Origin of the sequence: Streptomyces sp. HUAS TT7 (assembly GCF_051550175.1) — a bacterium.
Lineage (GTDB): Bacteria > Actinomycetota > Actinomycetes > Streptomycetales > Streptomycetaceae > Streptomyces.
The window spans coordinates 2123936-2147437 of record NZ_CP196175.1 but is presented as its reverse complement, the minus strand read 5'-3'; the positions used below and the strand labels follow the sequence as shown (position 1 = coordinate 2147437).

The window sequence follows — 23502 nt, the reverse complement described above, 5'->3', positions numbered from 1 at the left end:
GACCACCCAGAAGGCTGAGCTTAGAGTTCACATGTTGGAGAAAAGACGGAGCCTCATTGCTGCGGCTCCGTGCGGGGGCGGCCGTCGTGCCGTCCGCCTACGGCGGGAGTGGATGAGTCGATGGAGACTCCGGGGTCGCAGACGTCACTGCACCGGGCCAACCTTGAGCGGGTCGTACGCGCCGTGCGCATGGCGGGCTCGCTCACCCAGGCCGAGATCGCCAGGACGACCGGCCTCTCCGCGGCCACGGTCTCCAACATCGTCCGCGAGCTGAAGGACGGCGGGACCGTCGAGGTCACCCCCACCTCGGCTGGCGGCCGCCGGGCCCGCAGCGTCTCGCTCAGCGGCTCGGCCGGCATCGTCATCGGCGTCGATTTCGGCCATACGCACCTGCGGGTGGCAGTCGGCAACCTGGCCCACCAGGTGCTCGCCGAGGAGTCCGAGCCGCTGGACGTCGACGCCTCCTCCGCGCAGGGCTTCGGCCGGGCGGAAGAGCTGGTCAAGCGGCTGATCGCGGCCACCGGCATCGGCCAGGACAAGGTCATCGGCGTAGGCCTCGGCGTGCCGGGACCCATCGACATGGAGTCCGGCACGCTCGGCTCCACCTCGATCCTGCCGGGCTGGACCGGCATCAACCCCAGCGAGGAGCTCTCCGGGCGCCTGGGCGTTCCGGTGTACGTCGACAACGACGCCAACCTGGGCGCGCTCGGCGAGCTGGTCTGGGGCGGCGGGCGCGGGGTGCGCGACCTGGCGTACATCAAGGTCGCGAGCGGTGTCGGCGCCGGTCTGGTGATCGACGGGCAGATCTACCGGGGGCCCGGCGGCACCGCGGGCGAGATCGGGCACATCACCCTGGACGAGTCGGGCCCGGTCTGCCGCTGCGGCAACCGGGGCTGCCTGGAGACCTTCACCGCGGCCCGCTATGTGCTCCCCCTGCTGCAATCCAGCCACGGGGCGGACCTGACCATGGAGCGTGTGGTCCAGTTGGCCCGCGAGGGCGACCCGGGCTGCCGCCGGGTCATCGCCGACGTCGGACGCCACATCGGCAGCGGCGTCGCCAACCTCTGCAACCTCCTGAACCCCAGCCGGGTCGTCCTCGGCGGCGACCTCGCGGAGGCCGGAGAGCTCGTTCTCGGGCCCATCAGGGACTCCGTGTCGCGGTACGCGATCCCCAGCGCAGCACGGCAGTTGTCGGTTCTTCCGGGGGCGCTCGGCGGTCGCGCGGAAGTGCTCGGCGCGCTCGCTCTCGTACTCAGTGAGATGGGGGATTCGACCCTGTTGGACAGCGCTCTCCCCGCCTCGGCGCCTGCCTTCACTTAGATAACGGATGGCACCGTTGTCATCTCGTTAAGGATTTACTCCTTGACGGTGGGCTTAACGCCGAGTTGACTTCCAGCCACCTCGGCCGCAACGTCGCGGCCTCGTCAGGGAGGTTTCTGAAGTGAACACGAACATGCGTCGTGCCGCTGTAGCCGTTGCCGCCACCGCGATGGCCGTCTCGCTCGCCGCCTGTGGCAGTGCCAAGGAGTCCGGCGGCGGCACCAAGTCGTCCGGCAGCTCCAAGAAGGGCGACGACCTCAAGATCGGTCTGCTGCTCCCCGAGAACCAGACCGCGCGCTACGAGAAGTTCGACAAGCCGCTGATCGAGGCCAAGGTCAAGGAGCTGACCAACGGCAAGGGCCAGATCGTCTACGCGAACGCCAAGCAGGACGCGACGACCCAGAACCAGCAGGCCGACACGATGATCACCAACAAGGTGGACGCCCTCATCGTGGACTCGGTCGACTCCGCTGCCATCGCCAGCTCGGTCAAGAAGGCCAAGGACGCCGGGATCCCCGTCGTCGCCTTCGACCGCCTCGCCCAGGGGCCCATCGACTCCTACGTGTCCTTCGACAACGAGGAAGTCGGCCACGTGCAGGGCAAGGCCCTCCTCCAGGCCCTGGGCGACAAGGCCAAGTCCGGCGACATCGTCATGATGAACGGCGCCGTCACCGACCCGAACGCCGCGCTCTTCAAGAAGGGCGCCCACGCCGAGCTCGACGGCAAGGTGAACATCGGGAAGGAGTACGACACCAAGGAGTGGAAGCCCGAGAACGCCAACTCCAACATGGAGGCCGCGCTCTCCGCCCTCGGCAAGGACAAGGTCATCGGCGTCTACTCCGCCAACGACGGCATGGCCGGCGGCATCATCACCGCCCTCAAGGCGGCCGGCCTCTCCAAGCTTCCGCCGGTCACCGGCCAGGACGCCGAGCTCGCGGGTGTGCAGCGGATCATCTCGGGCGAGCAGTACATGAGCGTCTACAAGTCCTACCCGCAGGAGGACGCCATCGCCGCCGAGATGGCGGTCAAGCTCGCCAAGGGCCAGGACCTCGGCTCGCTGGGCGCCAAGAAGGTCGACTCGCCGACCACCAAGGCCGTCCCGTCCACGATCGTCCCGGTCGTCTCGCTGACCAAGGACAACATCAACGGCACCGTCATCAAGGACAAGATCTACACGATCGCCGACATCTGCACGGCCAACTACAAGGCCGCCTGCGACGCGCTCGGCCTCAAGTAGGTCCCCGCCAAGTTCCTTGCCGTACAAGGAACTTGAGCACTCCGAAGGCTCCTCCGGCGCCCCGCGCCCGCCTTTCAGCCCCCGCTGCGGCGCGGGCGCCGGGCGGAACGTTTCCCTGCTCTGTCTTTTCTGTTCTCTTCTGCTCGACCTCCGCGCCCCCACCCCTCAGGGCGCGGCATCCCCGCCGGTCAGGCGGCGAAGGAGATGGTTCACGTGTCCGCTACGCCCGTGTTGGCGTTGCGCGGGGTCTCCAAGCGGTTCGGTGCCGTTCAGGCGCTCACCGACGTAGAGCTTGAGGTCCACGCCGGTGAAGTGGTCGCCCTGGTGGGCGACAACGGCGCCGGAAAGTCCACGCTGGTCAAGACGATCGCCGGCGTGCACCCCATCGATGACGGCGTCATCGAGTGGGAGGGCAAGGCCGTCCAGATCGGCAAGCCGCACGACGCCCAGAACCTCGGCATCGCGACCGTCTACCAGGACCTCGCGCTGTGCGACAACATCGACGTCGTCGGCAACCTCTACCTCGGACGCGAGCTGAAGAAGCGCGGCGTCCTCGACGAGGTCGAGATGGAGCGCCGCTCGCGCGAGCTGCTCACCACGCTGTCGATCCGCATCCCGAGCGTGCGCATCCCGATCGCCTCGCTCTCCGGCGGCCAGCGCCAGACCGTGGCCATCGCCCGCTCGATGCTCGGCGAGCCCAAGCTCGTCATCCTCGACGAGCCGACCGCGGCGCTCGGCGTCGAGCAGACCGCGCAGGTCCTCGACCTGGTGGAGCGGCTGCGCGAGCGCGGCCACGCGGTCGTCCTCATCAGCCACAACATGGCCGATGTGAAGGCCGTCGCCGACAAGGTCGCGGTGCTCCGGCTCGGCCGGAACAACGGTGTCTTCGATGTGAAGAGCACCTCGCAGGAAGAGATCATCTCCGCCATCACCGGGGCCACGGACAACGCCGTGACCCGCCGTGCGGCGCGCAACGCGGAGGCTCAGAAGTGAACACCGACAAGACCTCCCCGACCGACCTCGGCAAGCCGCACGCGGCTCCCGTGGACGCGCCGCCCGCCGCCGACGCGGCGTCCACCGCAGTCGACCCCCGCCTCCTCGTGCGCGAGCAGGGCCTCACCGGCTACATCGGCGAGTTCAAGCGCAAGGTGCGGGCCGGTGACCTGGGCGCGCTGCCCGTCATCGTCGGCCTGGTCATCATCTGCATCGTCTTCCAGAGCCTGAACTCGAACTTCCTCACCGCGGGCAACCTGTCCGACATCTCCGTCGCCATGGTCGGCACGGGCATGATCGCGGTCGGCATCGTCTTCGTGCTGCTGCTCGGCGAGATCGACCTGTCGGTCGGTTCGGTCAGCGGTGTGGCGGGCGCGTCCTTCGCGGTGCTGAGCATCCTGCACGGCGTGCCCGAGTGGCTGGCGCTGGTCCTGGCCATCCTCTCGGGTGCGGTCGCGGGCGCCATCCACGGCTTCATCTTCGCGAGGATCGGCGTCCCCGCCTTCGCCGTCACGCTGGCCGGTCTGCTGTTCTGGAACGGCTTCATGCTGAAGATCCTGGGCGACAACGGCACGATCAACACCAACGGCTCCGGTGTCTTCTACAACCTGTCGAACTACTTCTTCAGCGATGTGGCGGTGGCCTACGGCGCCGCCGCGGTGGCCGTCGCCGTGTACTTCCTGTCCGCGTTCTTCGACAGCCGCCGCCGTGAGGCCGCGGGCGTCCCGTCGCGGCCGCTCAACGAGATCGTGCTCCGCACGGCGCTGCTCGCCGTGGTGGCCTTCGCGGCGGCCTACATGTTCAACCAGTACAAGGGCCTGCCGCTGGCCGTGGTGATCTTCCTCGCGGTGCTGATCCTCACCGACTTCGTGCTCCGCCGCACCTCGTACGGCCGAAAGATCTTCGCGCTGGGCGGCAGTGTCGAGGCCTCCCGCCGGGCCGGCATCAACATCGTGCTGGTCCGCACCTCGGTCTTCGCGATCTCCGGCACCTTCGCGGCCGTCGGCGGCCTCTTCATCGCGTCCAAGATCAGCGCGGCCAACCAGGGCGCGGGCAGCGGCGAGCTCCTGATGAACGCCATCGCGGCGGCCGTCATCGGCGGCACCAGCCTTTTCGGCGGCCGCGGCCGCACCTGGAACGCGCTCCTCGGTGTGCTGGTGATCGTCTCGATCCAGTACGGCCTCGCCCTCGAAGGCGTCGCCGCGGCCGTCCAGCAGATGATCACCGGCGGTGTGCTCCTGATCACCGTGATCATCGACGCCGTGACCCGGAAGACCCAGAAGTCCGCGGGCCGCGCCTGACCTGCCCGCTTGCCGACGTGCCCGGTGCCCCTGAGGTGCCGGGCACGTCTGCGCGTCGCGGCGCCCGTCAGCCGCACGGGTGACACAGAACGCACCGCCCCGCGACCGCGGTCCCGGGCGGAACATTAGACTCAACGGATCGGCATGCTCGACCAGCACGGATGCAAGGAGGCACGGGTGCCGCTGCTTACCCGTATCAGGGGACCGCGCGATCTTGACCGGCTCAGCCCGGAGCAGCTCGACCAGCTGGCGGCAGAGATCCGGACCTTCCTGGTGGACGCGGTCTCCAAGACCGGCGGACACCTCGGTCCGAACCTCGGTGTGGTGGAACTGACCATCGCACTGCACCGCGTTTTCGAATCCCCCAAGGACAAGGTCCTCTGGGACACCGGACACCAGAGTTACGTCCACAAGCTGCTCACCGGGCGGCAGGACTTCTCCAAGCTGAAGATGAAGGGCGGTCTGTCCGGCTACCCGGCGCGCGCCGAGTCGGAGCACGACTTCATCGAGAACAGCCACGCCTCCACGGTCCTCGGCTGGGCCGACGGCCTCGCCAAGGCGAACGAGGTGCTGAAGAAGGACGACCACGTGGTGGCCGTCATCGGCGACGGCGCCCTCACCGGCGGCATGGCCTGGGAGGCGCTGAACAACATCGCCGCCGCCAAGGACCGCCCCCTGGTGATCGTGGTGAACGACAACGAGCGCTCGTACGCGCCGACCATCGGCGGCCTCGCCAACCACCTGGCCACCCTGCGCACCACCGACGGCTACGAGCGCTTCCTGGCCAAGGGCAAGGACCTCCTGGAGCGCACCCCGGTCGTCGGCAAGCCGCTGTACGAGACGCTGCACGGCGCCAAGAAGGGCCTCAAGGACTTCATCGCCCCGCAGGGCATGTTCGAGGACCTGGGCCTGAAGTACGTCGGCCCCATCGACGGGCACGACATCGACGCCCTGGAGTCGGCCCTGCAGCGCGCCAAGCGCTTCGGCGGCCCGGTCATCGTGCACTGCCTCACCGAGAAGGGCCGCGGCTACCAGCCGGCGCTCGCCGACGAGGCCGACCGCTTCCACGCCGTCGGCAAGATCCACCCGGACACCGGCCTGCCCGTGTCGACCTCCGGCCTCGACTGGACCTCCGTGTTCGGCGAGGAGATGGTCAAGCTCGGCAAGGAGCGCGAGGACATCGTCGCGATCACCGCGGCCATGCTCCAGCCGGTCGGCCTCGACAAGTTCGCCAAGGCCTTCCCGGAGCGCGTCTACGACGTCGGCATCGCCGAGCAGCACGCGGCGGTCTCCGCCGCGGGCCTGGCCACCGGCGGCCTGCACCCCGTCTTCGCGGTGTACGCCACGTTCCTCAACCGCGCCTTCGACCAGGTCCTCATGGACGTCGCCCTGCACAAGTGCGGCGTGACCTTCGTGCTCGACCGGGCCGGTGTCACCGGCACCGACGGCGCCTCGCACAACGGCATGTGGGACATGTCGATCCTCCAGGTCGTGCCCGACCTCAGGATCGCGGCCCCGCGCGACGCCGACCAGGTACGGGCCCAGCTGCGCGAGGCCGTCGAGGTCGAGGACGCCCCGACCGTGGTGCGCTTCTCCAAGGGCGCGGTCGGCCCGGCCGTCACGGCCGTCGGCCGCATCGGCGGCATGGACGTACTGCGCCGGCCCGCCGACGGTGTCGTGCGCCCGGACGTGCTCCTGGTCTCCGTCGGCGCGCTCGCGCCGATGTGCCTGGAGATCGCCGACCTGCTCGACGCCCAGGGCATCTCGACGACCGTGGTCGACCCGCGCTGGGTCAAGCCGGTCGACGAGGCCATGGCGCCGCTCGCCGAGCAGCACCGCGTCGTCGTCACCGTCGAGGACAACAGCCGCGCGGGCGGCGTCGGTTCGGCGATCAGCCAGGCGCTGCGCGACGCGGGCGTGGACGTGCCGCTGCGCGACTTCGGCATTCCGCCCCGCTTCCTCGACCACGCCTCGCGCGGCGAGGTCATGGCGGAGATCGGCCTGACCGCGCCGGACATCGCGCGTCAGGTCACCGGTCTCGTCTCGAAGCTGGACGGCCGGTTCGAGGAGAGCCGGGCCGCCGCGGAGCCCGCCCGCGACTGATGATGTGACCGTTCGGTCAACGGGCCGGACCGATCTCCCTGTACGGGTGATCGGTCCGGCCCGTTCGCGTGAATAAAGCGCTCAGCCCGGTACCCGTACCGCCACTCCTCCCGATCATGGCGAGGACGTTGAGCTAGCGGAGGTGCACGGGTGGCCAGTACCGGTCTGTTCCGGACCAAATCGATCGAGCAGTCCATGCAGGACACGGAGGAGCCAGAACACGCACTCAAAAAGTCCCTGTCCGCTCTCGACCTCACCGTTTTCGGGGTCGGAGTCATCATCGGCACCGGCATCTTCGTCCTCACGGGCAAGGTCGCCAAGGAGAACGCCGGGCCCGCGGTCTCGCTCGCGTTCGTGGTGGCGGGCATCGTCTGCGCGCTGGCCGCCCTGTGCTACGCCGAGTTCGCCTCGACGGTGCCGGTGGCCGGATCCGCGTACACCTTCTCCTACGCCTCGCTCGGCGAGCTGCCCGCGTGGATCATCGGCTGGGACCTGGTGCTCGAATTCGCCCTCGGGACGGCGGTGGTGGCGGTCGGCTGGTCCGGCTACGTCCGCTCGCTGCTCGACAACGCGGGCTGGCACCTGCCCGAGTCGCTCAGCGGCCGCGACGGCGCCCACGGGTTCGGCTTCGACATCCTGGCGGCCGCCCTCGTCCTGGTGCTCACCGGCATCCTCGTGCTCGGCATGAAGCTGTCGGCCCGGGTCACCTCGGTCGTCGTCGCCATCAAGGTGACCGTCGTCCTCATCGTGATCATCGCGGGCGCGTTCTTCATCAAGTCCGGCAACTACTCGCCGTTCATCCCCACCGCGCAGCCGCAGACCGCGGGCAGCGACCTCAAGGCGCCGCTCATCCAGCTGATGTCCGGCTACGCCCCCACCAACTTCGGCGTGATGGGCATCTTCACCGCGGCTTCGGTCGTCTTCTTCGCCTTCATCGGCTTCGACGTCGTGGCGACCGCCGCCGAGGAGACCAAGAACCCGCAGCGGGACATGCCGCGCGGCATCCTCGGCTCCCTCCTCATCTGCACGATCCTCTACGTGGCCGTCTCCATCGTCGTCACCGGCATGCAGCACTACACCGACCTCTCGGTGGACGCGCCGCTCGCCGACGCCTTCAAGGCCACCGGCCACCCCTGGTTCGCGGGCGTCATCAGCTTCGGCGCCGCCGTGGGTCTGACCACCGTGTGCATGATCCTGCTGCTCGGCCAGACCCGGGTGTTCTTCGCGATGAGCCGGGACGGGCTGCTGCCCCGGTTCTTCTCGCACGTCCACCCGCGCTTTCGCACCCCGCACCGGCCGACCATCCTGCTCGGCGTGATCATCGCGATCGTCGCGGGCTTCACCAGCCTCAGCGAGCTCGCCGAACTGGTCAACATCGGCACCCTGTTCGCCTTCGTCGTCGTGGCGATCGGCGTCGTCATCCTGCGCCACACCCGCCCCGACCTGCCCCGCGCCTTCCGCACCCCGCTGGTGCCCTGGGTGCCCGCGGCCGCGGTGGCCGCCTCGCTGTGGCTGATGCTCAACCTGCCCGCCGAGACCTGGATCCGGTTCGGCGTCTGGATGGCGATCGGCGTCGTCATCTACTTCGGCTACGGCCGCAGGCACAGCCGGGTCGAAGCCCGTGTCGGACACGACGCCCAGTAGCCCGCGCCGCACGCAACTCCCCGTAGCCGGAGCCCGATTCCACCGCGGCCTCGTATGTCCCTCCTGAACAGGGCGTACGGGGCCGCACAGGGTGGCACGCACGGCTCGCCGCGGTCACCGGATCCCCGCGCCGCTTCCTCGCCTCCCGGTACGAGCGGAGTGCCGTGGTCGACGGGGCCGTCCGCTGCGTACGGGCCGGCCAAACCTCACCCGACCGGGTGAACGGCACCGAGTGGAACCCCGCCCTCCACCGCTGTGCCGGGTGTCGAAAAGCCGCACGTCGGGACGGAAATCCCGGGGGAAAACAGGGGCCCTTACCAGTGTTATGGTCGGCGGAAAGTCGCTGGTTTGCTGGACCCGGACGCGTCTCGCGGATCCGGTGGGGAAAGGTGGTCGTGGACCATGGCACTGAGGTCTCGACAGACATCGGGCGGGGAGCCCGCCAGGTCCGGCGGCATCGTCACCGCGCCGACCCGCGCCACCCCGGCCGTGGCGACCGAGGACGGCCGCCCCACCGTCACCGGCTGGCTCCGGCTCGGCAAGGACGGCCGGCTCTCCGCGTACGCGCCCGCCGCGGGCGGCGTGGCCCGCTGGACGGAGTCGCGGCCGGGCGGCGCCTGGACGGGCCCCGATCTGGTCGCCCCGGGCAAGGGCCTCCAGTCGTACCTCTCGATCGCGCAGGGCGCCGACGGATATGTGCACATGACGGCGCTGCGGCACACCCCCATGGAGGACGGCGGCACCTGGGTCGAGCTCGTCCACGCCATCCAGTACCAGACGGGCCGACCGGTCAAGAACTGGGCCGTGGTCGGCTCCCCCTACCCGCGCCGCGACTGGGAGAAGGGCCTCAAGATGGGCCACCCCTCGGTGGGCGTGGACTCGGCGGGCAACGCCCAGATCGTGGTGCGCAACGCCTTCGGCGGGGTCTCCGCGCGCGGCCAGGAGCCGTCGGGCAAGTGGGCGGGCTGGGCCGACCTCAACGGAAACGGCGCCGACCGCTCGATATCGGTCGTGGCGGGCGAGGCCGGCCGGATGGTCATCCACGCCCCGTCCAACACCGGCATCATGCGCTTCGAACGGGCCGACGCGAAGGGCTCCTTCGAGGAGATCGAGAAGCTGGCCGCCGACTCCGAGACCGGCACCATCACGGGCCTGGTCACCGGGGAGGGCGGCCGCATCACCTTCTTCCTGCGCGACGCCAAGTCCGGCGAGCTGCGCGCCTGGCGCGGCGACGGCCCCGCCACACCGCTCGGCGGCCGGGGTTCGGGCCCGGTCGCGCTGCTCCGCAAGGAGATCGACGGCGTCGACTGCACGGTGCTCGCCCAGCGCGACAGCGACGGCCGCCCCGCGATAGCGGCCTACCCCAGCGAGCAGGAGGACGCCGGGGTCACCTGGACCCCGACCGGCGAAGTCTGCGCGGGCGCCCCGGCGTTGGCGCTGGACGCCGACGGCCGGATCGTCCTCGGCGTGTTCACCCCGGAGGGCGGCCTGCGCATCACCCGCCAGCGCACGGACGAGCCGGGCCTGGCCCTGGAGGCCTGGCAGCAGGTCTGACGCACACCGCACCGCACGGGGAGGCCCGGGACCGCATGCCCGGTCCCGGGCCTTCGCACGTACGAGATGCGGTGACGCACCGTCAACAGCCTTGCCCGGGCTGGCACTTGGGCACGACAGAGGCCCCGCACCGAAGTGCGGGGCCTCTGCTCGTTCGGGGCAGTGCTACGCGGGGACGCTCGCGACGCCCTGCGCCAGGAACTTCTTGCCGTTGACGCGCTCCGAGACGCCTTCGCGGTCCAGGTACGGCGTGATGCCGCCCAGGTGGAAGGGCCAGCCGGCGCCCGTGATCAGGCAGAGGTCGATGTCCTGGGCCTCGGCGACGACGCCCTCGTCCAGCATCAGACCGATCTCCTGCGCCACCGCGTCCAGGACGCGGTCGCGGGTCTGCTCCTCGGTCAGGGCGACGTCGCCCTGCTTGAGGAGAGCGGCGACCTCGGGGTCCAGCTCCGGCTTCCCGGAGTCGTACACGTAGAAGCCGCGCTTGCCGGCCTTCACGACCGCGGCCAGGTTCTCGGAGACCGTGAAGCGGTCCGGGAAGGCGCGGTTGAGGGTCTCGGACACATGCAGACCGATGGCCGGGCCGACCAGCTCCAGGAGGACCAGCGGCGACATCGGCAGACCGAGCGGCTCGACGGCCTTCTCGGCGACGGCGACCGGGGTGCCCTCGTCGATGACGTTCTGGATCTCGCCCATGAAGCGGGTCAGGATGCGGTTGACGACGAACGCCGGAGCGTCCTTCACCAGGACCGCGGTCTTCTTCAGCTTGCGCGCGACGCCGAAGGCCGTGGCCAGAGAGACGTCGTCGGTCTGCTCGCCGCGGACGATCTCCAGGAGCGGCAGGATCGCGACCGGGTTGAAGAAGTGGAAGCCGACGACCCGCTCGGGGTGCTTCAGCTTCGACGCCATCTCGGTGACCGAGAGCGAGGAGGTGTTGGTGGCGAGGATCGCGTGCGCCGGAGCGACCGCCTCGACCTCCGCGAACACCTGCTGCTTGACGCCGATCTCCTCGAAGACGGCCTCGATGATGAAGTCGGCGTCCGAGAAGCCCTCGGCCTTGTCGAGGACACCGGAGACCAGGCCCTTGAGACGGTTGGCCTTGTCCTGGTTGATCCGGGACTTCGAGAGCAGCTTGTCGATCTCGGCGTGGACGTAGCCCACACCCTTGTCGACGCGCTCCTGATCGATGTCGGTCAGGACGACCGGCACCTCCAGGCGGCGCAGGAACAGCAGGGCGAGCTGCGAGGCCATCAGGCCCGCGCCCACGACGCCGACCTTGGTGACCGGGCGCGCCAGATTCTTGTCCGGGGCACCGGCCGGGCGCTTGGCGCGCTTCTGGACCAGGTTGAACGCGTAGATGCCGGACCGCAGTTCGCCGCCCATGATCAGGTCGGCGAGCGCGGTGTCCTCGGCGTCGAAGCCGGCCTGGAGGTCGCCGTCCTTGGACGCCGCGATGATGTCGAGGGCGCGGTACGCGGCCGGGGCGGCGCCGTGCACCTTCGAGTCGGCGATGAAGCGGCCCTTGGCGACGGCCTGGTCCCAGGCCTCGCCGCGGTCGACCTCGGGGCGCTCGACGGTGACGTCGCCCTTGAGGACCTGCGCGGTCCAGACGAGGGACCGCTCCAGGAAGTCGGCACCCTCGAAGAGGGCGTCGGCGATGCCGAGTTCGAAGACCTGCTTGCCCTTGAGCTGGCGGTTCTGGTTCAGCGAGTTCTCGATGATGACCGAGACGGCCTTGTCGGCGCCGATCAGGTTGGGGAGCAGCGTGCAGCCGCCCCAGCCCGGGACGAGGCCGAGGAAGACCTCGGGCAGCGAGAACGCGGGCAGCGCCTTGGAGACGGTGCGGTAGGTGCAGTGCAGACCGACTTCGACACCGCCGCCCATCGCGGCACCGTTGTAGTACGCGAAGGTCGGCACGGCCAGCGCGGAGAGGCGCTTGAAGACCTCGTGACCGCTCTTGCCGATGGCCAGGGCGTCCTCGTGGCGCTTCAGGATCTCGACGCCCTTGAGGTCGGCGCCGACCGCGAAGATGAACGGCTTGCCCGTGACACCGGCGGCGACGATGGTGCCCTCGGCGGCCTCCTTCTCGACCTGGTCGATGGCGGCGTTGAGGTTCGCCAGCGAGCCGGGGCCGAAGGTGGTCGGCTTGGTGTGGTCGAAGCCGTTGTCGAGCGTGATGAGGGCGAACTTGCCCGCCCCGTACGGCAGTTCCAGGTGGCGGACGTGCGCGGACGTCACGACCTCGTCGGGGAACAGCTCGGCCGCGCCCTTGAGAAGCTCAGCGGTGGTGGTGCTCACTTGCTGCCTCCGGCGTCCTTGTGGTGCGGGTTCTCCCAGATGACCGTGGCGCCCATGCCGAAGCCGACGCACATGGTGGTGAGGCCGTAGCGGACCTCCGGCTGCTCCTCGAACTGCCGGGCCAGCTGCGTCATCAGGCGTACGCCGGAGGAGGCGAGCGGGTGACCGTAGGCGATGGCGCCGCCGTACTGGTTGACGCGCGCGTCGTCGTCGGCGATGCCGTAGTGGTCCAGGAACGCCAGGACCTGGACGGCGAACGCCTCGTTGATCTCGAAGAGGTTGATGTCCTCGATCGACAGGCCGGCCTTGGCGAGGGCCTTCTCGGTCGCCGGGATCGGGCCGTAGCCCATGACCTCCGGCTCGACGCCGGCGAAGGCGTACGAGACGAGGCGCATCTTCACGGGGAGGTTGTTCTCCCGCGCGAACTCCTCGGACGCGATGATCGACGCGGTGGCGCCGTCGTTGAGGCCGGCCGCGTTGCCCGCGGTGACGTTGCCGTGCACGCGGAACGGCGTCTTGAGGCCCGCGAGGCTCTCCAGGGTGGTGCCCGGACGCATCGGCTCGTCGGCGGTGACGAGGCCCCAGCCGGTCTCACCCACCTCGGCGTTGGTGTTGCGCACCGAGATCGGGACCAGGTCCTGCTGGATCTTGCCGTCGGCGTACGCCTTGGCGGCCTTCTCCTGCGAGCGGACCGCGTACTCGTCGGCGCGCAGCTTGGTGATCTGCGGGTAGCGGTCGTGCAGGTTCTCGGCGGTCATGCCCATGAAGAGGGCGGACTCGTCGACCAGCTTCTCGCTGACGAACCGCGGGTTCGGGTCGACGCCCTCGCCCATGGGGTGGCGGCCCATGTGCTCGACGCCACCGGCGATCACGGCGTCGTACGCGCCGAACGCGATCGAGCCGGCGACCGAGGTCACGGCGGTCAGGGCGCCCGCGCACATGCGGTCGATGGAGTAGCCGGGGACGGACTGCGGGAGGCCCGCGAGGATGCCGGCGGTACGGCCCAGGGTCAGGCCCTGGTCACCGATCTGCGTGGTGGCCGCGATGGCGACCTCGTCGATCTTCGCGGGGTCGAGGGCCGGGTTGCGGCGCAGCAGCTCCCGGATCGCCTTGACGACCAGATCGTCGGCCCGGGTCTCGTGGTAGATGCCCTTCGGGCCCGCCTTGCCGAACGGGGTGCGGACGCCGTCGACGAAGACGACGTCCCTGACGGTACGAGGCACGATGGCTCTCCTCCAGGGTGCGGGGTGGCACTGCACTGCTGCGCACGCGACTGAGCGCGCGCTCACCCCGCCCATGCTACTTACGAGTAACCCGGCTGCCCACCCCCGGGCTCGGGAGCGGCGAACGTCACACTCCGTTCCGCACCCCTGGGGCTCCGCCCCCGGACCCCCGTTCGCGCCTGAAGGGCGCTCGTCCTCAATCGCCGGACGGGCTGAAGATGCCCGTACCGCACGCTGCTAGGGGCGCGGGGAACTGCGCGACCAGCCACGCACGATCCGCGGTCGACCGACCACCCCTCGGCCGCAGCCGGCCCACTCACCCCCGGAGGATCCAGGGAGGGGGCGGGGTGGGGCCAAAGGGGTCTGGGGCGGAGCCCCAGCGCACCCCGTCGGGCTACCCGCAGGTCAGCCGGGCTGCCGCCCAGTCCCCATGGTCCAGCCCGTTCCCGTCGCCCCCGTCGGCCACGACCAGGTCGATCACCTGCGCGCCCGACACATCCGCGGCCAGCGGGATCGCGGCCCCCCGCCCCCGCAGCACCCCCGTCGTGGCCACCGCGCGCCCGTCCGCCAGGACCGAGAAGGCCACCGAACCGCCCCCACCCGTCTCGTCGTCCACGCCCACCGACGCCGTGAACCGCGAGCACGCCCCGCCGAGGAACACCGTCACGTCCCCGGCCGCGTGCACCCCGAGCCCCTTCGCATACGGCACGCCCGCGATGGACATCGGGTGCCCGTCACCCGCCGCGTCCTCCCCGTTGGAGGTGTTGCGCTCCACCGGCCCCCACCCGTTCGTCGCGGTGAAGTCGAGATCCGCGAGGTCGTGCGCGCCGGACCCCGGCGCAGGGGGCGGCGAGGCGACCCCCGCCGCGGCGGACGCCGTGCCGCCCCGGTACCGCGCCGCCGCCGAGAGCACCGCCGACCAGGGACCCGAACCGCTTGCCGCCGTCACCTTCCAGGTACGCGTCACCGTGCGCCCGGCCGGTACGTCCCCCAGCGGCTGGGTGAGCGGCGTGGAGGCCGTCCACCCGTCGGGCAGCCGCACTGCGAGCGAGGCATCCCGCGCCGCCGTCCGGCGCGGCGTGAAGGACGCCGTCACCTCGCCCGCCGCGCCCCGCGCGATCGTGTCCGGCGCCGCGATCCGTACATCCGCGCTCGCCGAAGGATCGCGGTTCGTCGTCGCCGACCAGCCCGGTGAGGCGATGTCCCCGTACCGCAGCGGCGTCGTGTGGTTCCCGTATGCGTCCAGGGTCACCTTCCCGAGCCCGTCGCCGCCCGCGTCCTCGCCGATCACCGCGATGGCGACCGTGTTGTGGCCATGGGTGCGCAGCATCCCGGGCTGCACCGGGAACGACTTCTGCGGCCCGAGGTCGTTCACGTACAGGCCGGTCATCCAGCCGTTGACGTACACGAGCGCCCGGTAGTGCTTCGCCTTGTCGTCCGAGACCGTCAGGCCGAGCGGTACGTCCTGGCCCTGCGGCAGGTCCAGGTCGAAGGCGGTGCGGTACCAGGAGACCCCGGCCGCGCCCGCCCGAGTGTCGGGGAGGGAGGTGGAAGGCCAGCCGCCGTCCGGGTAGCCGGGCAGATGCATGCCCTGGCGTTCCCCGTACAGGCCACCGGTGTTGAGCCCGCCGCGCACCGGGTCGACGAGGTCCTCGCCGCCGAGCGCGCCCTGCAGCCGCCAGCCGATCTGCTTCGCCGAGCCCACGAGCCGCACCGAGGTCAGCCCGCGCGGCTGCTTGTGGCTGTCGTCGGCCGACCAGTCCTGTTCGTGCGCCATGTCGGCCGCGAGCACCGCGAGGACGTTGTCCTTGCCCGCCTTCAGGACCCCGCCCGGCACCGTGAACAGATGCGTCGCGTCGGCGGAGCTGCCCAGATAGGTGCCGTTGAGCCACACCAGGTACGCACCGCCCTTGCCCGTACTGGCGTGTACCTGGATCCCGGACTCCGCGCCGGTGGCCGTGAAATGGCCCCGGTACCAGATCGACCCGGCGTGGAAGCCGTAGTCGTCCGCCGAGAGCACCGGCTTGTCGGCGGCCCGCCACGCCGCGTCGTCGAACCCGGGCGCCGCCTCCGGGGTCTCCCGCTGGACCTTCCAGCTGCCCAGCGTGGGAAGGGAGACCGGCTTCGGTCCGGCGAGGGCGCTGCCCGTCGTGTCGAGCGCGCCCGGCGCGGGCCGCCCGTTCCAGCTGACGGACGTCGTGGGTGCGCCGGTCAGGACGTGCAGCGAGGCCGCCTTGTCGGTGTCCCCGGTGAGCTTCAGTACACCCTTGTCGTACGAGGCGGTCCTCAGCAGCTCCGGACCGCTCGCCAGGACCGGCCCCTGCGGGGTGTCGAGCCGCCAGTACGCATCGGCTGTCGCATCGTCAGCAAGCAGTAGGAGCAAGGGAGTTGAACCGTCGGGTGGAGTGATGAGGATCTGCGCCAGGCCGTCGTGCGTGTAGTTCAGACGCAGGTCGCCGCTCGCCGCGTCCCACGTCTGCTTGACCTGCCCGCTCAGCACCTTCACGGCGGGCCGCGCCGCGTACCGCAGCACGCTCTCGCCGTCCTGCCCGTGCCGCCCGTAGAGCAGCGCCACGTCCCGCGCGCCGAACGTGCCGTGCGTCATGAGCTCGGACGTCGAATACCTCAATCGCTGGTGGTCCATCGCGTAGTCGGAGACCAGGAGCTTCGAGTCGCGGCCGTCGACCGTCAGGGCCGTGCCGGGCTCCTGCGGCACCGACGCGTACCCGCCGAGTGCGAGATGCGTGGTGTCCTTCGCCTTGTTGTTGACGTCCTTGTGCCGCACGACCGTGACCGTGGTGCCGTCGTCGGGGTTGCGCCGGTCACGGCGCAGCACGGAGGCGTTGTCGGGCGCGCTCGCCGTCGTGCTCTCGGTCTTCGTCAGCGGTGCCACCGACTGCACCAGGTACCCGAGTCGCTTGTCGACCAGGTACTTCTCGCTGAGCTGGCGGTCCTCGCGGATCGGCGCACCGTAGTCGTACGAGCTGTAGACCGCGCCGGGTGAGGGCAGCCAGCCCCAGGAGGTGCCGCCGTAGGCCATGTAGAAGTTCTGCATCGTGGCGCCCGAGGCGATGTTGTTCTCGTACGCGGCCTTCTCGAAGTCGCCGTCGGTGAGCCGGCGGCACTTGTCGAAGCCGGGGCCGCCCCACGGGTCGAAGGAGCCGCCCTGGAATTCGGCCAGAAACAGCGGTTCGTCGCTCTTCTTCGCACCGGACAGATCGGGCAGAGCGTGCCAGGTGTCGGGGCTGGAGCAGTTGAAGCCCTGCGGGTAGGAGTCGTGCCCGTCGATGTCGAGTTCCTTGGCGAACACGCCGTTGTGGTTGCCCGTCAGCGGCACGGTGATGCCGTCCGCGTGCGCCTTGTCGACGAGGTGCTGGATGTAGGCGTGGCCGTCGGGGGTGTCCTGGTAGTACTCGTTCTCGACCTGGTAGGCGATGAGCGTGCCGGTGCCGTTGGTCAGCTGGTGGCGGGCCAGGATGGGGTCGATCCTGGAGAGCCATTCGTCGGCGGCCGCCAGATAGTCGGGCGCCGTGGTGCGGGCCTTGCCCTTCTGGGGAACCAGCCAGCCGGGGAAGCCGCCGCCGTCGGTCTCGGCGTTGATGTACGGGCCGGGGCGGGCGATGACGTAGATCCCCGCCTCCCGCGCGATGTCCAGCAGCTTGTCGACGTCCCGGACACCGGTGAAGTCGTACACGCCGGGCCGTGGGGAGTGGAAGTCCCAGTCGAAGTAGATGGAGGCCGCGTTGAAGCCGCCCGCCTTCATCTTCTGCAGAACGTCGCGCCACGCGTCGGGGCTGGGCAGCCGCCAGTAGTGGAACTCGCCGGACCAGATGGAGAGCGGCTTGCCGTCGATGGTCAGGGCGTGGTCGTCGTGGCCGACGGTGTGGGAGGCGGCCGGCGCCTTCGGGAGGGCCTGTGCGGCGGGCGCGGTGGCGGTGAGGCCGGCGGCGCCCAGGGCGAGCACGGTGGTGACCGCGAGAGCCGCCGCGCGTAATGGCGTGCGCATGTCATTCCTTCCGTGGTGCGGTGCACTGAAAGAATCTGATGCGGCGCACAGCCTAAAGCTGTTCGAGGCTGTTGGATACGGTCCGGTCTTGGGGAATTCTGGGCCCGCGGCGACCTGGAGGTGCCGCGGGCCCGACCCGTTCAGCCGGTCAGGACTTGGCCGGTGTGGCCGTGAGCGCCGCCGAGAGCAGCGGCGTGACCTGCTCGATCTGCCAACGCCTTGCGCCGTAGGACGCGAGCGCCTCGGCGACGGCGGCCTCGGAGCGGTCGCCCGGCGGCTCCCAGCAGACCCGGCGCACGGTGTCCGGGGTGATCAGGTTCTCCTGCGGCATGTTCAGCCGCTCGGCGAGCTCGGAGACGGCCGTACGGGCCGCCGAGAGCCGGGCCGCCGCGGCCGGGTCCTTGTCCGCCCAGGAACGCGGCGGGGGCGGGCCCTGCAGCGGCTGGCCGGGCTGCGGAAGTTCGGCCTCCGTCAGGGCCTTCGCCCGGTCGACGGCCGCCTGCCACTGCTCCAGCTGACGCCGGCCCATCCGGTGCCCGAAGCCGGGCAGTGCGGTCAGCGCGTTCACATGCGCGGGCAGCGCGAGCGAGGCCTCGATGATCGCGGAGTCGCTCAGCACCTTGCCCGGCGAGACGTCACGGCGCTGCGCCACCTTGTCGCGGGCGTTCCACAGCTCGCGCACGGCGGCCATCTGCCGGCGCCTGCGCACCTTGTGCATGCCGGAGGTACGGCGCCAGGGGTCCTTGCGGGGCGGCGCGGGCGGTGCGGAGGCGATCGCGTCGAACTCCTCGCGGGCCCACTCCAGCTTGCCCTGCCGGTCGAGCTCCTTCTCCAGCGCGTCCCGCAGATCGACCAGGAGCTCCACGTCGAGGGCGGCGTAGCGCAGCCAGGGCTCGGGGAGCGGCCGGGTCGACCAGTCGACCGCCGAGTGGCCCTTCTCCAGGGCGTACCCGAGCACGCTCTCGACCATCGCGCCGAGGCCCACGCGCGGGAAGCCCGCGAGCCGCCCGGCGAGCTCGGTGTCGAAGATCCGGGAGGGCACCATGCCTATTTCGCGCAGGCACGGCAGGTCCTGGGTCGCGGCGTGCAGGATCCACTCGGTGTCCGAAAGTGCCTCCCCGAGGGCGGAGAGATCCGGACATCCGACGGGGTCGACGAGCGCGGTGCCCGCGCCCTCCCGGCGGATCTGCACGAGGTAGGCGCGCTGCCCGTAGCGGTAGCCGGACGCGCGCTCGGCGTCCACGGCGACGGGGCCGGTGCCGGCCGCGAAGGCGGCGACCACTTCGGCCAGTGCTTCATCGGTGGCAACGACAGGCGGAATGCCCTCTCGGGGCTCCAGCAAGGGAATCGGCGCCTTGTCGACGTCGTCCGGGGGAGCGCCCCCGGTGGTTCGCAGTGCTGTCTCTGCTGCGGTCTTATGGGCGTCGGTCACCTGTCAAGGGTATCTGTGTATGCACGGCGCCCGTCGACGGAACGTTCCGTCGACGGGCGCGCGAGGGTCGTAAACCAGTCAGTGGATGATTCCGGTACGCAGCGCGACGGCCACCATGCCGGCGCGGTCGCCCGTGCCGAGCTTGCGTGCGATCCGGGCGAGATGAGACTTGACGGTCAGAGCGGACAGCCCCATGGAGACGCCGATCGCCTTGTTCGACTGGCCCTCCGCAACCAGCCGGAGCACCTCGACCTCGCGGCCGGAGAGCTCGCGGTAGCCGCCCGGGTGACTCGGGGCACCCGGGGGGCGGCGGTGCATACGGGCGGCCGCGGCGCCGATGGGGGCGGCGCCGGGGCGGCCGGGGTGCCCGACGTTGGTACGCGTACCGGTGACGACATAGCCCTTCACGCCGCCCGCGAGGGCGTTGCGCACGGCGCCGATGTCGTCGGCCGCGGACAGGGCCAGGCCGTTGGGCCAGCCCGCGGCTCGGGTCTCGGACAGCAGGGTCAGCCCGGAACCGTCGGGCAGGTGGACGTCGGCAACGCAGATGTCGCGCGGGTTGCCGACGCGGGGACGGGCCTCCGCGATGGACGACGCCTCGATGACGTCACGTACTCCGAGCGCCCACAGGTGTCGGGTGACGGTGGAGCGGACTCGGGGGTCGGCAACGACGACCATGGCCGTCGGCTTGTTCGGGCGGTAGGCGACCAGGCTTGCGGGCTGCTCAAGAAGAACGGACACCAGGCCTCCTGGAAAGGTGCGGGACGTAGCCGGCTCGGGGATGAAGCCGGGGCGAACCGTGCAGTTAGGGTCACAAACCTCTTCGGCACCAAAGCCCTCGGCCTTTAGAGAATGATCACGATTTGGTGAGAAACATTTAGGGCAATTCGGACGCGTGCTCGATCGTCGAGTAATCGGCGGGGCGGGTCGACCCGCACGGGGGGGGCTGCGGAAACGGCCTGCGCCCCACCAGAGGCGGGGCGCAGGCCGTCACGAAGGGATACGGGGATGCGTCAGCGGGGGTCGCGGCGCTGCGGCAGGGTGACGACACCGCTGCCCGCCTCGGTCGGACCCGACACCGGCGGCAGGCCCGCGATCTGGCACAGCAGATCGCACCAGGCCGCGAGGTGGCCCGCCGTGTCCGGCACCCCGCCCAGGCCCTCGCGCGGCGTCCACGACGCCCGGATCTCGATCTGGGTGGCCGGAAGGCGCTCCGCGAGCCCGCCGAAGTAGTGCGATCCGGCCCGGGTGACCGTGCCGCTCGCCTCCCCGTACGAGAGTCCGCGTGCCTCCAGGGCGCCGGTCAGCCACGACCAGCAGACCTCGGGCAGCAGCGGGTCGGCCGCCATCTCCGGCTCCAGTTCTGCCCGTACGAGCGTGACCAGGCGGAAGGTGCCCTGCCAGGCGTCGTGCCCGGCGGGGTCGTGCAGCAGGACGAGCCGGCCGTCGGCCAGGTCGTCCTCGCCCTCGACGACCGCCGCCTCCACGGCGTAGGCGTACGGGGCCAGGCGCTGTGGCGGGCGGGTCTCGTCCACCTCGATCTGGGGGCGCAGTCGCGCCGTCCGCAGTGCGTCGACGGCCTGACGGAAGGAGATCGGAACGGTGGTCCCGTCCGCGGCTTCCCTGCCGTCAGCGCCATCCGAAGTTCGTCCCTGAGCGGCAGCCATGCGGGGAAGACTAGGCGGAACGGGCGCCCGGCGCCGGTAGGGACACCCGGCCCGGGGCAGCGGCTTGCGGCCACATGCGAAGATTCTGGGCGTGAGCGCCAACGACCGCCCTGTGGGCCAGCCGAACAGCAAGACGCACGACTCCGCGTTCCTCAAGGCATGTAGGCGGGAAGCGGTCCCGCGCACGCCGGTCTGGTTCATGCGCCAGGCGGGCCGGTCGCTGCCGGAGTACCTGAAGGTGCGCGAGGGCGTTCCCATGCTGGAGTCGTGCATGCGGCCCGACCTGGTCACCGAGATCACGCTCCAGCCGGTGCGCCGTCACAAGGTCGACGCGGCCATCTACTTCAGCGACATCGTGGTCCCGCTCAAGGCCATCGGCATCGACCTGGACATCAAGCCGGGCGTCGGCCCCGTCGTCGCCGAGCCGATCCGGACCCGGGCCGACCTCGCGCGGCTGCGCGACCTGACGCCCGAGGACGTCCACTACGTCACCGAGGCCATCGGCATGCTGACCGGCGAGCTCGGTGCCACGCCGCTCATCGGCTTCGCGGGCGCCCCGTTCACGCTGGCCAGCTACCTCGTGGAGGGCGGCCCGTCCCGCAACCACGAGAACACCAAGGCCATGATGTACGGCGACCCGGAGCTGTGGGCCGACCTGCTCGACCGCCTCGCCGAGATCACCGCCGCGTTCCTCAAGGTGCAGATCGAGGCGGGCGCCTCCGCGGTCCAGCTCTTCGACTCCTGGGTGGGCGCGCTCGCCCCCGCCGACTACCGGCGCTCGATCCTGCCCGCCTCGGCGAAGGTCTTCGACGCGGTCGCCCCCTACAACGTCCCCCGCATCCACTTCGGCGTCGGCACGGGCGAACTGCTCGGCCTCATGGGCGAGGCCGGCGCGGACGTCGTCGGCGTCGACTGGCGCGTCCCGCTCGACGAGGCGGCCCGCCGGGTCGGCCCCGGCAAGGCGCTCCAGGGCAACCTCGACCCGGCGGTCCTGTTCGCCCCGACCGCGGCCGTCGAGGCGAAGACCCGCGAGGTCCTGGACGCGGCCGCCGGCCTGGAGGGCCACGTCTTCAACCTCGGCCACGGCGTGCTCCCGTCGATGGACCCGGACGCGCTGACCCGCCTGGTCGCATACGTCCACGAGCAGACGGCGCGCTAGTCCCTATCCGGTCCCTATCCGGCGGCGCGCACGGCCGACACCGCCTTGCGTGCCGCCACCAGGACCGGGTCCCACACCGACGAGAACGGCGGGGCGTACCCGAGGTCCAGGGCCGTCATCTGATCCACCGTCATACGGGCGGTCAGGGCGACCGCCGCGATGTCGATCCGCTTCGCCGCACCCGCGCCGCCCACGATCTGCACGCCGAGGAGCCGCCCCGTGCGGCGCTCGGCCAGCATCTTCACCGTCATCGGGGCCGCGCCCGGGTAGTACCCGGCGGTGTTGGTCGACTCGATGGCCGCCGTGACGTACTGGAGGCCCTCCTCCCACGCCTCCCTCTCCAGGAGCCCGGTGCGGGCGATCTCCGTCTCGCAGACCTTGGTGACCGCCGTGCCGACCACGCCCGGGAACGTGCCGTACCCGCCGCCCACGTTGGAGCCGATGACCTGGCCCTGCTTGTTGGCGTGCGTGCCGAGCGCGATGTGGCGGTGCCGGCCCGACACCAGGTCGAGCACCTCGACGCAGTCGCCGCCCGCCCAGATGTTCTCGTGCCCGCGCACCCGCATCGACGTGTCCGTACGCAGCGCGCCGGCGACGCCGAGCGGCAGACCGGCCGCGCGGGCCAGTTCGGTACGGGGCGTGACGCCCAGGCCGAGCACCACCACGTCCGCCAGGTACTCGGCGGACTCCGTCGCCACCGCGCGCACCCGCCCCGACCCGGCCGTGAGGACCTTGGTGACCTCGGCGTTCGTGACCACCCGGATCCCGGAGCGCTCCATCGCCTCGGTGACGCGCCGGCCCATGTCCGGGTCGAGCGAGTGCATGGGCTCGGGGCCGCGGGTGAGCAGCGACACCTCGAAGCCCCGGGCGAGCATCGCCTCCGCCATCTCGATGCCGATGTAGCCGCCGCCGACCACCACCGCGCGCCGCTCCCCGGCCGCCTCCAGGCTGTCGAGCAGGGCCCGCCCGTCGTCGATGGTGTGCACCCCGTGCACCCCCGGCGCGTCGATCCCCGGCAGCGCGGGCCGCACCGGCCGCGCCCCCGTCGCGATGACGAGCTTGTCGTACGAGGTCCACTCCTCGGCCCCGGACGCGAGGTCGCGGGACCGCACCCGGCGGCCCTCCACATCGAGCTCCGTCACCTCCGTACGCATCCGCAGATCGATCCCGCGATCCCGGTGCTCCTCGGGCGTGCGGGCGATCAGGTCGTCGTGCTCCGGCACGTCGCCGCCCACCCAGTACGGAATCCCGCACGCGGAGTACGACGTGAAGCCCGAGCGCTCGAAGGCGACGATCTCCAGCTCCTTCGGGCCCTTCAGCCTGCGGGCCTGCGAGGCGGCGGACATGCCCGCCGCGTCACCGCCGATGACCACCAGTCGCTCCGCCGCCATGGGGGTTGCCTCCGATCGTGAGCCGCTCCGGATCCGCCTTCTCCTGGTGAAGATACGTACCGGGGGAGCGCGGAATTCCCCGCCCGGCCGGTGGCCTCCCGTGTGTTGGTCCAGCAGGCCCGTCAACTCGCCCACGCCGAAAGGGAGTTGATCATGGGGTCGGGACTCGTTTCG

The 23502-nt window shown here is 70.8% G+C and carries 15 protein-coding genes; 8 read left to right on the top strand and 7 right to left on the bottom strand.

Translation table 11 applies throughout. The features are described from left to right. Nucleotides 1-120 precede the first annotated feature (120 nt). The 7 genes from ACSHXC_RS09545 (at nt 121) to ACSHXC_RS09515 (ending at nt 10152) form a co-directional block, all read left to right on the top strand. Nucleotides 121-1320, top strand: a complete 1200-nt coding sequence (locus ACSHXC_RS09545) for an ROK family transcriptional regulator (protein WP_438291163.1) — start codon at nt 121-123, stop codon at nt 1318-1320. 133 nt (nt 1321-1453) lie between these two features. Continuing rightward, entirely contained in the window at nt 1454-2557 is a 1104-nt protein-coding gene (locus ACSHXC_RS09540) for an ABC transporter substrate-binding protein (RefSeq protein ID WP_438296500.1), read from the top strand. A gap of 204 nt (nt 2558-2761) precedes the next feature. After that, complete coding sequence (locus ACSHXC_RS09535; protein ID WP_399493699.1) at nt 2762-3550, top strand: ATP-binding cassette domain-containing protein; 789 nt, start codon at nt 2762-2764, stop codon at nt 3548-3550. Continuing rightward, nucleotides 3547-4851, top strand: a complete 1305-nt coding sequence (locus ACSHXC_RS09530; protein ID WP_438291162.1) for a sugar ABC transporter permease — start codon at nt 3547-3549, stop codon at nt 4849-4851. The genes ACSHXC_RS09535 and ACSHXC_RS09530 overlap by 4 nt, the downstream gene beginning before the upstream one ends. A gap of 177 nt (nt 4852-5028) precedes the next feature. Further along, nucleotides 5029-6954, top strand: coding sequence for a 1-deoxy-D-xylulose-5-phosphate synthase (dxs, locus tag ACSHXC_RS09525; protein WP_438291161.1), 1926 nt, complete (start codon nt 5029-5031; stop codon nt 6952-6954). Between the two features lie 195 nt (nt 6955-7149). Beyond that, nucleotides 7150-8598, top strand: coding sequence for an amino acid permease (locus ACSHXC_RS09520; protein ID WP_438296498.1), 1449 nt, complete (start codon nt 7150-7152; stop codon nt 8596-8598). Between the two features lie 402 nt (nt 8599-9000). Next, nucleotides 9001-10152 (top strand): hypothetical protein, encoded by a 1152-nt coding sequence (locus ACSHXC_RS09515; RefSeq protein ID WP_438291160.1) that lies wholly within the window; start codon nt 9001-9003, stop codon nt 10150-10152. Nucleotides 10153-10317: 165 nt separating this feature from the next. On the opposite strand, the gene ACSHXC_RS09510 is transcribed toward ACSHXC_RS09515, so the two are convergent. From ACSHXC_RS09510 to ACSHXC_RS09485, 6 genes are all read right to left on the bottom strand, one after another. Beyond that, nucleotides 10318-12450: a 3-hydroxyacyl-CoA dehydrogenase NAD-binding domain-containing protein gene (locus tag ACSHXC_RS09510; RefSeq protein WP_438291159.1), complete on the bottom strand. Its 2133-nt coding sequence runs from the start codon at nt 12448-12450 to the stop codon at nt 10318-10320. Next, complete coding sequence (locus tag ACSHXC_RS09505) at nt 12447-13673, bottom strand: thiolase family protein (protein ID WP_189965629.1); 1227 nt, start codon at nt 13671-13673, stop codon at nt 12447-12449. The genes ACSHXC_RS09510 and ACSHXC_RS09505 overlap by 4 nt, the downstream gene beginning before the upstream one ends. Nucleotides 13674-14067: 394 nt before the next feature. After that, a complete protein-coding gene (locus ACSHXC_RS09500) occupies nt 14068-17679 on the bottom strand; it encodes a beta-galactosidase (RefSeq protein ID WP_438291158.1) in 3612 nt (1203 codons plus the stop codon). 148 nt (nt 17680-17827) lie between these two features. Then, nucleotides 17828-19111, bottom strand: coding sequence for an HRDC domain-containing protein (locus ACSHXC_RS09495; protein ID WP_438291157.1), 1284 nt, complete (start codon nt 19109-19111; stop codon nt 17828-17830). 78 nt (nt 19112-19189) lie between these two features. Continuing rightward, on the bottom strand, nt 19190-19852 hold the full coding sequence (locus ACSHXC_RS09490) for a helix-turn-helix transcriptional regulator (RefSeq protein ID WP_053729434.1): 663 nt from the start codon (nt 19850-19852) through the stop codon (nt 19190-19192). Nucleotides 19853-20124: 272 nt separating this feature from the next. Further along, the gene (locus tag ACSHXC_RS09485) at nt 20125-20778 is read right to left on the bottom strand and encodes a DUF3000 domain-containing protein (RefSeq protein ID WP_438291156.1); all 654 of its coding nucleotides are present in this window, start codon (nt 20776-20778) and stop codon (nt 20125-20127) included. Between the two features lie 91 nt (nt 20779-20869). On the opposite strand from ACSHXC_RS09485, the gene hemE reads away from it, so the two are divergent. Continuing rightward, entirely contained in the window at nt 20870-21937 is a 1068-nt protein-coding gene (gene hemE / locus ACSHXC_RS09480) for a uroporphyrinogen decarboxylase (protein ID WP_438291155.1), read from the top strand. Between the two features lie 14 nt (nt 21938-21951). Here the strand turns inward: hemE and ACSHXC_RS09475 are convergent, their stop codons facing one another. Continuing rightward, nucleotides 21952-23328 carry an FAD-dependent oxidoreductase gene (locus ACSHXC_RS09475; protein WP_438291154.1) on the bottom strand — a complete coding sequence of 459 codons (1377 nt, stop codon included), beginning with the start codon at nt 23326-23328 and terminating at the stop codon, nt 21952-21954. Between the last annotated feature and the right edge of the window lie 174 nt (nt 23329-23502).

Coding starts and splice junctions, on each gene's coding strand:
- ACSHXC_RS09545 (WP_438291163.1), top strand. CDS start 121: ATGGAGACTCCGGGGTCGCAGACGTCACTGCACCGGGCCAACCTTGAG.
- ACSHXC_RS09540 (WP_438296500.1), top strand. CDS start 1,454: ATGCGTCGTGCCGCTGTAGCCGTTGCCGCCACCGCGATGGCCGTCTCG.
- ACSHXC_RS09535 (WP_399493699.1), top strand. CDS start 2,762: ATGGTTCACGTGTCCGCTACGCCCGTGTTGGCGTTGCGCGGGGTCTCC.
- ACSHXC_RS09520 (WP_438296498.1), top strand. CDS start 7,150: ATGCAGGACACGGAGGAGCCAGAACACGCACTCAAAAAGTCCCTGTCC.
- ACSHXC_RS09515 (WP_438291160.1), top strand. CDS start 9,001: ATGGCACTGAGGTCTCGACAGACATCGGGCGGGGAGCCCGCCAGGTCC.
- ACSHXC_RS09500 (WP_438291158.1), bottom strand. CDS start 17,679: ATGCGCACGCCATTACGCGCGGCGGCTCTCGCGGTCACCACCGTGCTC.
- ACSHXC_RS09485 (WP_438291156.1), bottom strand. CDS start 20,778: ATGGCTGCCGCTCAGGGACGAACTTCGGATGGCGCTGACGGCAGGGAA.
- ACSHXC_RS09475 (WP_438291154.1), bottom strand. CDS start 23,328: ATGGCGGCGGAGCGACTGGTGGTCATCGGCGGTGACGCGGCGGGCATG.